Annotated in this window: 12 protein-coding genes; 8 read left to right on the top strand and 4 right to left on the bottom strand. The window is 68.7% G+C overall.

The window, feature by feature from the left end:
- The first annotated feature begins 8 nt into the window (after nucleotides 1-8).
- Complete coding sequence (locus AMK58_RS15125; RefSeq protein WP_035677039.1) at nucleotides 9-1,256, top strand: cation:proton antiporter; 1,248 nt, start codon at nucleotides 9-11, stop codon at nucleotides 1,254-1,256.
- Between the two features lie 129 nt (nucleotides 1,257-1,385).
- Nucleotides 1,386-2,621, top strand: coding sequence for a YeeE/YedE family protein (locus AMK58_RS15130; RefSeq protein WP_079285343.1), 1,236 nt, complete (start codon nucleotides 1,386-1,388; stop codon nucleotides 2,619-2,621).
- A 19-nt stretch (nucleotides 2,622-2,640) separates the two neighbouring features.
- On the opposite strand, the gene AMK58_RS15135 is transcribed toward AMK58_RS15130, so the two are convergent.
- On the bottom strand, nucleotides 2,641-3,543 hold the full coding sequence (locus tag AMK58_RS15135) for a LysR family transcriptional regulator (RefSeq protein WP_035677038.1): 903 nt from the start codon (nucleotides 3,541-3,543) through the stop codon (nucleotides 2,641-2,643).
- A gap of 131 nt (nucleotides 3,544-3,674) precedes the next feature.
- Between AMK58_RS15135 and AMK58_RS15140 the strand changes: the two genes are divergently transcribed.
- The 5 genes from AMK58_RS15140 to dgcN all read left to right on the top strand — a co-directional run bounded on the left by AMK58_RS15140 (nucleotide 3,675) and on the right by dgcN (nucleotide 10,079).
- Entirely contained in the window at nucleotides 3,675-4,793 is a 1,119-nt protein-coding gene (locus AMK58_RS15140) for an S-(hydroxymethyl)glutathione dehydrogenase/class III alcohol dehydrogenase (protein ID WP_035677036.1), read from the top strand.
- 7 nt (nucleotides 4,794-4,800) lie between these two features.
- The gene (gene fghA, locus AMK58_RS15145; RefSeq protein ID WP_035677033.1) at nucleotides 4,801-5,664 is read left to right on the top strand and encodes an S-formylglutathione hydrolase; all 864 of its coding nucleotides are present in this window, start codon (nucleotides 4,801-4,803) and stop codon (nucleotides 5,662-5,664) included.
- Nucleotides 5,665-5,799: 135 nt separating this feature from the next.
- Entirely contained in the window at nucleotides 5,800-6,786 is a 987-nt protein-coding gene (locus AMK58_RS15150) for a TAXI family TRAP transporter solute-binding subunit (protein WP_059399146.1), read from the top strand.
- A gap of 170 nt (nucleotides 6,787-6,956) precedes the next feature.
- Nucleotides 6,957-9,032 carry a TRAP transporter permease gene (locus tag AMK58_RS15155; RefSeq protein ID WP_059399147.1) on the top strand — a complete coding sequence of 692 codons (2,076 nt, stop codon included), beginning with the start codon at nucleotides 6,957-6,959 and terminating at the stop codon, nucleotides 9,030-9,032.
- A gap of 33 nt (nucleotides 9,033-9,065) precedes the next feature.
- Complete coding sequence (dgcN, locus tag AMK58_RS15160; RefSeq protein ID WP_035677028.1) at nucleotides 9,066-10,079, top strand: N-acetyltransferase DgcN; 1,014 nt, start codon at nucleotides 9,066-9,068, stop codon at nucleotides 10,077-10,079.
- 2 nt (nucleotides 10,080-10,081) lie between these two features.
- Here the strand turns inward: dgcN and AMK58_RS31710 are convergent, their stop codons facing one another.
- Complete coding sequence (locus tag AMK58_RS31710) at nucleotides 10,082-10,207, bottom strand: hypothetical protein (protein ID WP_257722159.1); 126 nt, start codon at nucleotides 10,205-10,207, stop codon at nucleotides 10,082-10,084.
- Between the two features lies 1 nt (nucleotide 10,208).
- Here AMK58_RS31710 and AMK58_RS15165 point away from each other — a divergent pair, with 1 nt between their 5' ends.
- Entirely contained in the window at nucleotides 10,209-10,634 is a 426-nt protein-coding gene (locus AMK58_RS15165) for an NUDIX hydrolase (RefSeq protein WP_035677026.1), read from the top strand.
- 73 nt (nucleotides 10,635-10,707) lie between these two features.
- On the opposite strand, the gene AMK58_RS15170 is transcribed toward AMK58_RS15165, so the two are convergent.
- Nucleotides 10,708-12,174: a tagaturonate reductase gene (locus AMK58_RS15170; RefSeq protein WP_035677024.1), complete on the bottom strand. Its 1,467-nt coding sequence runs from the start codon at nucleotides 12,172-12,174 to the stop codon at nucleotides 10,708-10,710.
- A gap of 34 nt (nucleotides 12,175-12,208) precedes the next feature.
- A complete protein-coding gene (locus AMK58_RS15175; RefSeq protein ID WP_035677022.1) occupies nucleotides 12,209-13,696 on the bottom strand; it encodes a UxaA family hydrolase in 1,488 nt (495 codons plus the stop codon).
- Nucleotides 13,697-13,736: the final 40 nt, after the last annotated feature.

The following is a 13,736-nucleotide window of genomic DNA, read 5'->3' on the forward strand; positions in this document are numbered from 1 at the left end:
GGATGTCCATGAGCACCTTCGAGTTGCTGTCCCTCCTGCTGACCCTGGCGGCGCTGTTCAGTTTCGCCAGCCGCGGCCTGCTCGGCCTGCCGGCGACGGCGGGGGTGTTCCTGCTGGCCTTCGGCTTCGCCTTCGCGACGGCGGTGGTCGGGACGCTGGTGCCGGCCATCGACATCCGCGCCTGGGAGGAGCGTCTGGTGACCAGCGCCCACCTGCCCGAAGCGCTTTTGGAAGGGGTGCTGGCTTTCCTGCTGTTCGCCGGGGCGGTGGAGCAGGACAGCGGTCCCCTGTGGCGGCGGCGCTGGGCGGTGGCGCTGCTGGCGACGCTGGGCGTCGTGATCTCGACCGCCGTCATGGGCACCGGCATGTGGCTGGTCTTCGACGCCATGGGCCAGCCGGTGCCGCTGATCTGGTGTCTGGTGCTGGGGGCGGCGCTGGCGCCGACCGACCCGGTGGCGGTGCTGGCCGTGCTGCGCAAGGCGCCGCTGCCGGAGGGGCTGCGCACCGCCATCGCGGGGGAAAGCCTGTTCAACGACGGCATGGGGGTGGTGCTGTTCGCCCTCCTGCTCGGGCTGGCCACCGGGACCGACACCGATGTGACGGTGCTGGGCGTTGCCTGGGACATCGTGAAGGAGGCGGGCGGCGGCGTCCTGCTGGGGCTGGCGACCGGCTCCCTGGCCTTCTGGGCGAAGAGCCGGGCGGACGACCCGGCGGTGGAGCTGTCGGTCTCGCTGGCCCTGGCGGCGGCGACCTACAGCCTCGCCCAGCGGCTCGGCCTGTCCGGCCCCATCGCGGTCGTGGTGGCGGGGCTGCTGATCGGGAACACCGCCAAGCACCATGTCTCGTCGGAGCGGACGGGCTTCATCATGAAGGCCTTCTGGTCCATGGTCGACGCGATCCTGAACGCCATCCTGTTCATGCTGGTCGGGCTGGAGGCCGCGGTGGTGCTGTCCTGGCAGGCGCCGGTGATGGCCGCGGCCGTCCTGGCGCCGCTGCTGGCGCTGGTGGCCCGGCTGGCCAGCGTCTTGCCCGTGGTCGCCATCCATCTGCGCAGCCAGCGCAAGGCGGCGGCGACCGCCGTGCTGACCTGGGGCGGGGTGCGCGGCGGCATCGCCGTGGCGCTGGTCCTGTCGCTGCCCGACAACCCGCAGCGCGACCTGCTGCTGGTCGCCTGCTACGCCGTCGTCGCCTTCACCATCATCGTGCAGAGCCTGACGCTCGGTCGGCTGGCCCGGCGCCTGTTCCCCGAGGGCTGACGGGTTATCCCGCGCAGGACAGGGATGCGCAGAACGAACTTTCTTGTGGAAAGCAATCCATTATCTACTGAAGCCAATCAGGCAATCGCCTTTATCAACGTTTCATTTTTGTTGTTTTGGAGTGTCGGGATGACGGACACGACTCTGGGCCGGGCGGCGGGTTCGGCCACGCTGCTGCCGGGAATCGATTGGCGGGTGGTTACCGTGGCGCTGCTCGCCCTGACGGGCGGCGGCCTGTGGATTGGCGACGCCGTGTCGGGGCGGCAGGCGGCGCTCTATCTGGTGGGGGGCGCGATGGGCCTCGTGCTCTACCACGCGCTGTTCGGCTTCACCTCTGCCTTCCGCGTCTTCATCGCGGATCGGCGCGGGGCGGGGCTGCGGGCTCAGATGGTCATGCTGGCCGTGGCCTGCGCCCTGTTCTTCCCGGTGCTGGCCGCCGGGACGCTGTTCGGCACGCCGGTGAAGGGGCTGGTGTCGCCGGTCGGCCTGTCGGTGGTGGTCGGCGCCTTCCTGTTCGGCATCGGCATGCAGCTCGGCGGCGGCTGCGCCTCGGGCACGCTGTTCACGGTGGGCGGCGGCAGCACGCGCATGGTCGTGACGTTGGCCTTCTTCATCGTCGGCTCGGTGCTGGGCGCCTATCACCTGCCCTGGTGGCAGGCGCAATGGACCGCCGCACCGGTGTCGGTGGTCGCGGCCTGGGGCTGGCCGGCGGCGCTGGCGGTCAACCTCGTCCTCTTCGCCGCGGTCTATGCCGGCACCCTCGCGCTGGAGAAGCGGCGCCACGGCCGCCTGATCGAGGGCGCCCCGGCCAAGACCGAGGGGCTGCGGCGCTTCCTGCGCGGCCCCTGGCCGCTGGTCTGGGGGGCGGTGGCGCTGGCCGTGCTGAATTTCGCGACGCTGGCGCTGGCGGGGCGTCCGTGGGGCATCACCTCGGCCTTCGCGCTGTGGGGCAGCAAGGGGTTGGCCGCTCTCGGCGTGGACGTCGCCTCCTGGCCCTTCTGGCAGGCGCCGGCCCAGGCCAGGGCGTTGCAGGACAGCGTGCTGGCCGACGTCACCTCGGTGATGGATTTCGGCATCATCCTGGGCGCGCTGCTCGCCGCCGGTCTGGCCGGCAAGTTCGCCCCGGTTTGGAAACTGCCGCTGCGGTCGCTGGTGGCGGCGGTGGTCGGCGGGCTGCTGCTCGGCTACGGCTCCCGCCTCGCCTATGGCTGCAACATCGGCGCCTATTTCAGCGGCATCGCCTCGGGCAGCCTGCACGGCTGGGTGTGGATCGTCGCGGCGCTGGCCGGCAACTACCTGGGCACCGCCCTGCGCCCGTTCTTCGGCTTGGAGGTCGAGCGCACGCCGCGCCAAACCGCCTGCTGAGCGACCGCCTGCTGACGGGTCAGCGGTACTCCGGCCGCCGGGCCAGCCCTTCCTTGAGATGCTGGATCAGCAACCGCACCTTGGGCGACAGGTGGCGCTGCGGCGGGTAGACCGCCCAGACGGCGGTGTTGGGCGGGCGGTGGGCATCCAATAGGGAGACCAGCCGGCCCGCCGTCAGATGCTCCACCACATAATAGTCGGGCAATTGGCACAGACCGAAGCCGCGCAGCGCGGCGTCCAGCACCGCCGTGCCGCTGTTGCAGCGCCAGCGCCCCTGCGGCCGGAACAGCCACTCAGGCCCGCCATCCTCCAGCGAGCCCGCGTCGAAGGTCCAGCCGTCCGCGGTGCCGGTCAGGCAGTCGTGCTCGGCGAGGTCGGCCAGCCGGCGCGGCGTCCCGCGCCGCTCCAGATAGGATGGGGCGGCGCACAGATGCATGACCCGCGGCGCGATCCGCGTGGCGACGAGGCTGGAATCCATCAGCCGTCCCAGCCGCACCGCGAGGTCCACCCCCTCATGCACCAGATCCAGCCGGCGGTTGGTCAGCTCGATCTCGACGCGGAGCTGCGGGTGGCGCTCCAAAAAATCGTTGACCAGCGGGACCACGAACCGCTCGCCATAGGCCACCGCGCAGGTCAGGCGCAGCAGGCCCTTGGGTTCCGCCTGGAGATCGCTGACGGCGAGCAGCGCCTCGTCCCGCTCCTCGATCAGGCGGCGGCACTGGGCAAGCAGGGAGCGGCCCGCCTCGGTCAGCGTCACGCTGCGGGTGGTGCGGTAGAACAGGCGGGCCTGCAACCGGTCTTCCAGCCGCGCCACCTGCCGGCTGACCTGCGAGGAGGAGATGCGCAGCCGCTCCGCCGCGCGGGAGAAGCCGCCGCACTCGGCGACCGCCACGAACTCGTCGATGCCATCCCAGCGGCTCACCCGTCAAACCTCCGATTCCGCGCCGATTATCCCCATACGGCAACAATCCTCTCCAACATTGCAGCGTTGTCAACGCGCGCGGAATGCTAACGTCGATCATCAAAGAAACGCGAACGCATGGAGACGGTGGGATGGTGAAGTCACGCGCGGCGGTGGCCTGGGAAGCGAAGCGCCCCCTGGAGATTGAAGAGGTCGAGGTCGCGGCGCCCAAGCAGGGCGAGGTCCTGGTGCGCATCGTCGCCACCGGCGTCTGCCACACCGACGCCTACACCCTGTCCGGCATGGATTCGGAAGGCGTGTTCCCGGCGATCCTGGGCCATGAGGGCGCCGGCATCGTGGAAGAGGTCGGGCCGGGGGTCACCTCCGTCCAGGTGGGCGACCATGTGATCCCGCTCTACACGCCGGAATGCGGCAAGTGCAAATTCTGCCTGTCCGGCAAGACCAACCTCTGTCAGGCGATCCGCGCCACCCAGGGCAAGGGCCTGATGCCGGACGGCACCAGCCGCTTCACGGCGAAGGGCCAGACGGTGTTCCATTACATGGGCACCTCCACCTTCTCCGAATACACGGTGCTGCCGGAGATTGCGGTCGCCAAGATCAACAAGGCCGCTCCGCTGGAGAAGGTCTGCCTGCTCGGCTGCGGCGTGACCACCGGCATGGGCGCGGTGCGCAACACCGCGAAGGTCGAGCCGGGCTCGACGGTGGCCATCTTCGGTCTGGGCGGCATCGGCCTCTCGGCGATCATCGGCGCCGTCATGGCGAAGGCGTCGCGCATCATCGGCATCGACATCAACCCCGACAAGTTCGAGATCGCCAAGCAGCTCGGCGCCACCGACGTGGTAAACCCGAAGGACTACGACCGCCCCATCCAGGAAGTTCTGGTCGAAATGACCGACGGCGGCGTCGATTACAGCTTCGAGTGCATCGGCAACGTCAAGGTGATGCGCGCCGCGCTGGAATGCTGCCACAAGGGCTGGGGCGAGTCGGTGATCATCGGCGTCGCCGGGGCCGGGGAGGAGATCAGCACCCGCCCGTTCCAGCTGGTCACCGGGCGCGTCTGGCGCGGCTCCGCCTTCGGCGGCGTGCGCGGCCGGTCGGAGCTGCCGGATTACGTGGAGCGCTACCTGAAGGGCGAGTTCGAGCTGGACACCTTCATCACCCACACCATGGGGCTGGAGGAGATCAACAAGGCCTTCGACCTGATGCATGAGGGCAAGAGCATCCGTTCCGTCATCCTCTACAACCCGTGAGGACCGGATGGAGTCGCAACTGACCCAGATCGCGGCGAACCGCTGCTTCGGCGGTTGGCACAAGCGCTTCCGGCATCGCTCCGCGGTGCTGGACTGCGACATGGTCTTCGCCGTCTATCTGCCGCCGCAGGCCGAATCGGGCGCCAAATCGGGCAAGGTGCCGGTGTTCTACTGGTTGTCCGGCCTGACCTGCACCGACGAGAACTTCATGCAGAAGGCCGGCGCCATGCGGATGGCGGCGGAACTCGGCATCGCCATCGTGGCGCCCGACACCAGCCCGCGCGGCCCCGACGTGCCCGGCGACCCGGACGGCGCCTGGGACTTCGGGCTGGGCGCCGGCTTCTACGTCAACGCGACGCGGGAGCCGTGGGCGAAGCACTACCGCATGCACGACTATGTGGTGCGGGAACTGCCGGAGCTGGTCGAGGCCGAACTGCCGGTGACCGACCGGCGTTCCATCGCCGGCCACTCCATGGGCGGGCATGGCGCGCTGGTCTGCGCGCTGCGCAACCCCGGCCGCTACCGCGCCGTGTCGGCCTTCGCGCCGATCGGCAACCCGGCGAGCGTGCCCTGGGGCGAGAAGGCGTTCGAGCGCTTCTTCGGCACCGACTACGCGGCGTGGCTGGAGTGGGACAGCTGCGCCCTGCTGGGCCGCGCCACCGAGAAGCTGCCGATCCTGGTGGACCAGGGCGACGCCGACAGCTTCCTGGAGAAGCAGCTGAAGCCGGAGAACCTGCAGCGGGCGGCGGAGGCGGCGGGCCATCCGCTGACCCTGCGGATGCAGCCGGGCTACGACCACAGCTATTTCTTCATCGCCAGCTTCATCGACGACCATCTGCGCCACCACGCGGCGGCGCTGCTGAAGGACTGACGCGTTTCGTCCGGACATACGGCCCACCCATTCACGGAATGGGCCGTATGTCCGGACCGGTCTCCCATTCGTATCGACAAGCCTCCGACCCAAAGGCATCATTTCGTTACGACGCGAAATAATTGGGAGGTTGTCGTGAAGTTCATGTCCAAGACCCGCCGTCTGGCTTTCGCCGCCGTGGCGGGCGCGGTCGCCATCGGCGCCACCGTCGCCGTGGCGCAGACCCCGGCTTTCTTCCGCATCGGCACGGGCGGCACCGCCGGCACCTACTATCCGGTGGGCGGTCTGATCGCCAACGTCATCTCCGGCACCAACGGCGGCGTGCCCGGTCTGGTCGCCACCGCCGTGGCCTCCAACGGCTCCGTCGCCAACATCAACGCGATCAACGGCGGTTCGTCCGAGTCGGGCTTCTCGCAGTCGGACGTCGCCTATTGGGCCCACACCGGCACCGGCCTGTTCGAGGGCAAGGGCAAGGTGGAGGACCTGCGCGTCATCGCCACGCTCTACCCGGAAACCATCCATCTGGTCGCCCGCAAGGACGCCAACATCAAGTCGGTCGCCGACCTGAAGGGCAAGCGGGTGTCGCTGGACGAGCCGGGCTCGGGCACGCTGGTCGACGCGCGCATCGTGCTGGGCGCCTTCGGCCTGACCGAGAAGGACGTCAAGGCCGAGTATCTGAAGCCGGGTCCGGCGGGCGACCGCCTGCGCGACGGCGCGCTGGACGCCTATTTCTTCGTCGGCGGCTACCCGACCGGCGCCATCTCCGAACTGGCGACCTCGTCGGGCATCTCGCTGGTGCCGATCACCGGTCCGGAAATCGACAAGATGCTGGGCCAGTACCAGTTCTTCGCCAAGGACACGGTTCCGGCCAACACCTACAAGGACGTTCCGGAGACCAACACCATCTCCGTCAACGCCCAGTGGCTGACCAGCGCCAAGCAGCCGGACGACCTCGTCTACAACATCGTCAAGACGCTCTACAACGAGAAGAGCCGCGCCGCGCTCGACGCCGGCCACGCCAAGGGCAAGCTCGTCACGCTGAAGAACGCCACCTCGGGCCTCGGCATCCCGCTGCATCCGGGCGCGGAGAAGTTCTACAAGGAACAGGGCGTCCTGAAGTAAGACGCCTCTGAACACGATGCACCGGGCGGGGCCGTTCCGGCATGGCGCGGCCCTTTCCCGTCCCCGTTCCTGGGGTCATTCCCTCCTTCCCTTCCGGGGTTGGAGGGTTTTCGGGTTTGAGGGGTCATGAAGCAAGCCCCCGGCCCCGCCCGATTCATTCTGGAGCATCCATGACCGATACCCATCGCGACCCGCCGCCCGACATCCGGCTGGAGTCCGCGTCCATGGAACTCGACGAGGCCAAGGCGCGGGAGCTGGAGGAGAAGTTCGACTCCGAGATCCGCTTCCGGCCGCTGTCGCCGCTGGCGGGACATCTGGTCGGCGGCCTGCTGATTATTCTGTCGCTGTTCCACTACTACACCGCGGGGTTCGGCCTGCTGGGGGAGATGGAGCACCGCGGCATCCATCTGTCCTTCGTGCTGGGCCTCGTCTTCCTGGTCTTCCCCTTCACCAAGCGCGGCTACGGCGAGCCGGTGATGGGCACGCTGCTGCGCCCGTTGGGCATCGGCCTTCAGGATTGGGCGCTGGCCATCGGCGCGGTCGTCGCGGTGATGCATGTCCCGCTGATCCCGCTCGACGATCTGGCCTTCCGCGTCGGCAACCCGACCACCACCGACGTGATCCTCGGCTCCGTCCTGATCATCGTGCTGCTGGAGGCGACCCGCCGGTCGGTCGGCTGGCCGCTGCCGATCATCGCGTCGATCTTCATGCTCTACGCGATCTGGGGACCGCAGATGCCCGGGCTGCTGAAGCATCCCGGCGCCACGGTTTCCCAGCTCGTCGACCACCTGTACCTGACGACGCAGGGCATTTACGGCATCGCGCTCGGCGTGGTGGCGACCTACGTCTTCCATTTCGTGCTGTTCGGCGTCTTCGCAACGCGCATCGGCTTGGGTCAGCTTTTCCTCGACTGCGCGGCCTGGGTGGCCGGGCGCTACGCCGGCGGTCCCGCCAAGGTCGCCATCTTCGGCTCGGCGCTGTTCGGCATGATCTCCGGCTCGTCGGTCGCCAACACGGTGACGGTGGGCTCGCTGACCATCCCGGCGATGAAGCGGTTGGGCTACAAGCCGCATTTCGCCGCCGCCGTGGAATCGACGGCCTCGACCGGCGGCCAGATCACCCCGCCGATCATGGGCGCCGCCGCCTTCCTGATGATCGAATTCCTGGGGCTGCCCTACACGACCATCATCCTGGCGGCCATCGTCCCGGCCTTCATGCATTTCTTCGGCGTGCTGGTGCAGGTGCATCTGGAGGCCAAGCGCAACGGCCTGCGCGGCCTGCGCCCCGACGAGATGCCGGACCTGAAGGAAGCCTTCCGCCGCGACTGGCCGACGGTCATCCCGCTGGTGGTGCTGATCGGCATCCTGATCGCCGGCTATACCCCCTATCTGGCGGCCTTCTGGGGCATCACCCTGTGCATCGCGGTCGGCCTGCTGAACCCGCGCAAACGCATGACCATCCGGGAGGTTCTGGACGGGCTGCGTGACGGCGCCAAATACGCTCTGGCGGTCGGCGCCGCCGCCGCGTCCGTGGGCATCATCGTCGGCGTGGTCACGCTGACCGGCGTCGGCTTCAAGATTTCCTACATCGTCACCTCCACCGCCGGCGAGATGGCCGGGGTGCTCGGCGCTTTCCTGCCGGCCTGGCTGGCCGACGTGAAGGGGCTGACGCTGCTGTTCACCCTCGTCATGACCGGCATCGTCTGCATCCTGATGGGCTGCGGCATCCCGACGACGGCCAACTACATCATCATGGCGACCATCGCCGCCCCGGCGCTGGGTCTGCTCGGCGTGGCGCCGATCGTCGCGCACTTCTTCGTCTTCTATTACGGCGTGCTGGCCGACATCACGCCACCGGTCGCGCTGGCCGCCTACGCGGCGGCGGGCATGGCGGGGGCCGACCCCTTCAAGACCGGCAACACCGCCTTCCGGCTGGGGCTGGCGAAGGCGCTGGTGCCCTTCGTCTTCGTCTTCTCGCCGTCGCTGCTCCTGGTGGCGCCGGGCTTCACCTGGCCGGACTTCCTCATCGCCTTCTTCGGCTGCATCGTCGGCATCGTCTGCCTGGGCGCCACCCTGACCGGCTGGCTGCTGACCACCATGCGGACCTGGGAACGGCTGCTGCTGGGGCTGGCCGCCATCCTGCTGGTCGCGCCGGAGCTGTATTCGTCGCTGCTGGGGCTGGCGCTGATCGTGCCCGTCCTGCTCCGCCAGATGTCGGCCCGGCGCCTGACGCCCGAAGCCGCTTAAAAAAACAACCGGTCTCTTCGAGAGGACCCGATCATGAACATTCCCCATCCCTACCTGATGTTCCTCGGCGACGTTCAGGACCAGCTCGGCGCCAAGACGGCGCAGGGCATTGTGGACTGGCGGCGCGACTGGTGCCTGGGCCAGATCCGGCTGGAGGGCTGCAAGGCCGACCTCGGCATTCCCGACATGACGATCGCGGAGGCGGCGGGGCAGGGTGCCCGCACGCTGGTGGTCGGCGTGGTGAACGCCGGCGGCGTCCTGCCGGAGCATTGGACGAGCGCCATCGTCCAGGCCATCGAGGCCGGCATGGATGTGGCCAGCGGCCTGCACACCCGATTGGAAAGCATCCCGGCCATCGCCGAGGCGGCGGCGCGCCATGGCCGCCAGCTCTTCAACGTGCGCCATTCCGACGAGCGCTTCGCCACCGGCAAGGGGACCAAGCGTCCGGGCCGGCGGCTGCTGACGGTCGGCACCGACTGCTCCGTCGGCAAGAAATACACCGCGCTGGCGCTGGAAAAGGAAATGCGCGCCCGCGGCATGGACGCGGATTTCCGCGCCACCGGCCAGACCGGCGTCTTCATCTCCGGCCGCGGGGTCGCCATCGACGCGGTGGTGGCGGACTTCATCTCCGGCGCGGTGGAGTGGATCGCCCCGGCGGCCGATCCGGCCCACTGGGACCTGATCGAGGGGCAGGGCTCGCTCTACCACCCGTCCTTCGCGGGCGTGTCGCTGGGGCTGCTGCACGGTGCCCAGCCCGACGCCTTCGTCGTCTGCCACGAGCCGACCCGCAGCACCATGCGCGGCGTGCAGCACCCGCTGCCGTCGATCCAGGAGGTCATCGACCTGACCATTCGCTGCGGGCAACTGACCAACCCGGCCATCCGTCCGGTCGGGATCGCCATCAACACCAAGGCCTATGGCGAGGACGAGGCGCGCGCCTGCCTGGCGGCGGCGGCCAAGGCCCATGACCTTCCGACCAGTGATCCTATCCGGTTTGGCGTAGGCGAAATTGTTGACCGTCTGACGGAAGAATTTGCCACTGAGTAACGTTAATAGGGGATGATCGTGGTGCCGATGGGCGGCACGAAGCACAGCCGCCCATCGTCATAAGAATGATCGCCCGCCATCCCGTTCAGCCGAATTGGATCGCGGGTCCGGCCTTCCCACTTGGACATGATGAGCAACCGCACTCCCGCCACCCAATACGCCGCCCTTCCTTTCCGCCTTCGCAACGGCCGGCCGGAAATCCTGCTGGTCACGTCGCGGGAAACCAAGCGGTGGATCATCCCCAAAGGGTGGGCGGAGGAGGGCGTGAAGCCCTGCGACATGGCGGCGCGGGAGGCCTATGAGGAAGCCGGCGTGCGCGGCACCGTCGATCACCGGCCCTTCGGCAATTTCCGCTACATGAAGCGGCTGAGCACCAACAAGTCGGTCCTGTGCGCGGTGACCGTCTTCCTGCTGGAAGTCGACGAGATGCTGGACGAATGGCCCGAGAAGGGCCAGCGCGAGCGCCGCTGGCTGACTCCGTCCCAGGCCGCCCTGGCCGTGGGGGAAAGCGGCCTCGTGGAGATGCTGCTGCGGCTGGGCATCCCGCCGGACTGAAGTCGGGCCGGGATGATGCTGTTCGCCAAGAAAAAAGGCCCCTTCCGTGTCGGCGGAAGGGGCCTTTTCAGTGTCAGCGCTCCAGCCTTGCGGCGAGGCGGGCAAAGGTGAAGGGCTCATCCGTCAGGAAGCGGATGTCCTCGATCACCTGGGCGCGCAGCGAGCGGTCGTCGATGCTGCGGCCCCAGAAGGCGGTCTCGCCCAGATAGGCGGCGACCATCGCCTCCAGCCCCGCCGGGGTTCCGTCGTCCAGGGCACCGATGGCGCGAACACGCTCGATGATTTCGGCGGAATCGCGCGGCGGCAGCGTGGCGGCGCCGGGGAAACGGCCGAGGTAGAAAGCCAGCCAAGCGGCCAGCGACAGGCTCATCAGCGGCGCCGGCCGGCCGAACCGCTCCCGGTAGGCGAGCAGCCGGTCCAGGTTGCGGGTCTGGTACTTGACGAGGCCGTTCAGGCTGATGTCGTACCACAGGTGCCGGATGTAGGGGTTGCGGAAGCGGCGCAGCACGGCAGCGGCGAAGTCCTCCAATTCCGGCTTCGGCAAGGTGAGGAAGGGGATGACCTCCTCGTTGAGCAGCCGGTCGAGGAAGCGCGCCCCGGCGGGATCGCTCACCGCCTCGCCCACCGTCTCGACGCCCGCCAGCAGGGCGAGGGCGCACAGGCCGGTGTGGGCGCCGTTGAGGATGGCGACCTTGCGCGCCTTGTAGGGGGTGACGTCCGCCGTGACGACGGTGCCCTCGTCATGTTCGTGCAGCGGCAAGCGGAGCGCCGGCATCCCCTCCTTGCGCTCGATCACGAGGAGGTGGAACAGCTCGGCCGCCGCCATCAATCTGTCGTCGTAGCCCAGCTCGCGGCGCAGGTCATCGGCCTCGGCGCGCGGGAAGCCGGGGACGATGCGGTCGACCAGCGTGTTGTAGAAGGCGTTCGCCGTCTCGATCCAGTCGATGAAGGCGGGCTCCAGCGCCCAGTCGTGGGCGTGCAGCAGGACGATGCGTTTCAGCTCTTCCCCGTTGTGGTCGATCAGTTCGCAGGCCAGCACCTGCAAACCGGCCTCCGGCGCGCCGCCAAAGGTTTTCCAGCGCTCGTGCAGGAAGCGGGTCATCTTGCCGGGAAAGGAAACCGGCGGCTCGTCGGCATAGGCCACCGACGGGACGTAGGCGATCCCGGCGTCGGTGGTGTTGGAGACGACGACCGTGACGTTCGGGTCGCGCGCCAGTTCCAGCACCTCCGCCCATGCGCCATGCGCGGCGATCTCATTGCGCACGCAGGCGATCAGCCGCGCTTGGGAAACCTTCTCGCCGGATTCGTCCACGCCGCGCGACAGGACCGTGTAGACGCCCTCCTGCTCGTTCAGCGTCTGCGGGACGCCGCCGGCAATGGGGCGGACAACGGTGACGCCCCAGTCGCTGCCGGTGGCCTCGTTCAGCCGGTCGACCTTCCAGCCGAAGAAGGCGCGCAGGAAATTGCCTCCTCCGAATTGCACGATCCGCGTCGTCGGGCGCGGGCGTCCGTTGAGAAAGGATGCGTTCAGGCGGTCCATGGTCGGCGTCCTTGTCTGAGGGGTGGTTGACGGGTCAGAGCGTGACGCCGGACTTGAAGATCACGAGGTCGTGGACGTCGTTCTCCTCGTTGCGCGCTTGCCGGCCGTTGGCGACGGCGAGGATGCTGTCGATGAAGGAGGGCAGCAGGCTGTCCACCGTGGCGGTGGCCTCGGCGATGGGGCCGGCGTTGAAGTCGATCCAGTGCCGCTTCTTCTCGGCCATGGCGGTGTTGGTGGCGATCTTCATGGTCGGCACGACGCCGCCCAGCGGCGTGCCGCGGCCGGTGGTGAACAGCACGATGTGGCAGCCGGCGGCGGCCAGGGCGGTCACCGCCACGCCGTCGTTGCCCGGCGCCTCCAGCAGGGTCAGGCCCGGCTTGCGGATGCGCTCGGCGTAGCGGAGGACGTCGCGCACCGGTGAGAGGCCGGCCTTCTGGGTGCAGCCCAGCGACTTTTCCTCAAGCGTGCTGATGCCGCCGGCCTTGTTGCCGGGCGACGGGTTCTCGTAGATCGGCTGGTTGTGGTCGAGGAAATACTGCTTGAAGTCGTTGATCAGCGTGACGACGCCCTCGAACACCTCGCGGCTTTCCGCCCGCTCCATCAGCAGATGCTCGGCGCCGAACATCTCCGGCACCTCGGTCAGCACGGTGGCGCCGCCGATCCCGCACAGCCAGTCGGAGAGGGCGCCCAGCAGCGGGTTCGCCGTGATGCCGGAGAAGCCGTCCGAGCCGCCGCACTTCAGCCCGATGCGCAGGCGGTCGGCGCCGACCGGCTCGCGCTTGTCCTCACGCATGACGGCGGCCAGTTCGGTCATCGCCTCCAGCGACGCCTCAAGCTCGTCCGACACCTCCTGGGTGGTCAGGTAGCGCAGGCGGCGTGGGTCGGGGTGCTCGAAGCCCTGGGTGAACAGGGCGCGGGTGTTGTTCTCGCAGCCCAGCCCCATGACCAGCACGCCGCCGGCGTTGGGGTGGATGGCGAAGTCGCGCAGGATGTTGCGGGTGTTGTCGAGGTCGCCGCCGAGCTGCGAACAGCCGTAGGGATGCTCCAGCACCGTGACGCGGGAGCCCTCGGGCAGCAGGCCCATCTTTTCGAAGCGCTTGGCCGCGTTCTTGGCGAGGCCGTTGACGCAGCCGACCAGCGGGATGATCCACAGGTCGTTGCGCACGCCGATCTCGCCGTTGGCGCGGACGAAGGCCTGGATGGTCGGCGCCTCCCGCTTGGCCGGCGCCGCCTCGGCCGCCGGGCCGGCGTAGGCGTAGTCCTGCAGGCCGCCCAGCGCCGTTCCGATGTTGTGGGTGTGGATGTGCCGCCCCACCGGGATCGCCTCCTTGGCGAGGCCGATCACGCTGCCGTACTTGATGACCCGGTCGCCGGGCTGGTGCGGCGTCACGGCGAACTTGTGGCCCTGCGGCACCTCGTCGAGCAGGGCGACGCCCAGACCGTCGATCGCGGTGCCCTGGGCCAGCGGCTCCAGGGCGACGGCGACGGTGTCGCTGGAATGGATCTTCAGGTACTTCGGCATGTCAGGCCCCTTGGGGGAGAAGCGAGGGAGGCGGGAGGGC

Origin of the sequence: Azospirillum brasilense, assembly GCF_001315015.1 — a bacterium.
Taxonomy (GTDB): Bacteria; Pseudomonadota; Alphaproteobacteria; order Azospirillales; family Azospirillaceae; genus Azospirillum; species Azospirillum brasilense.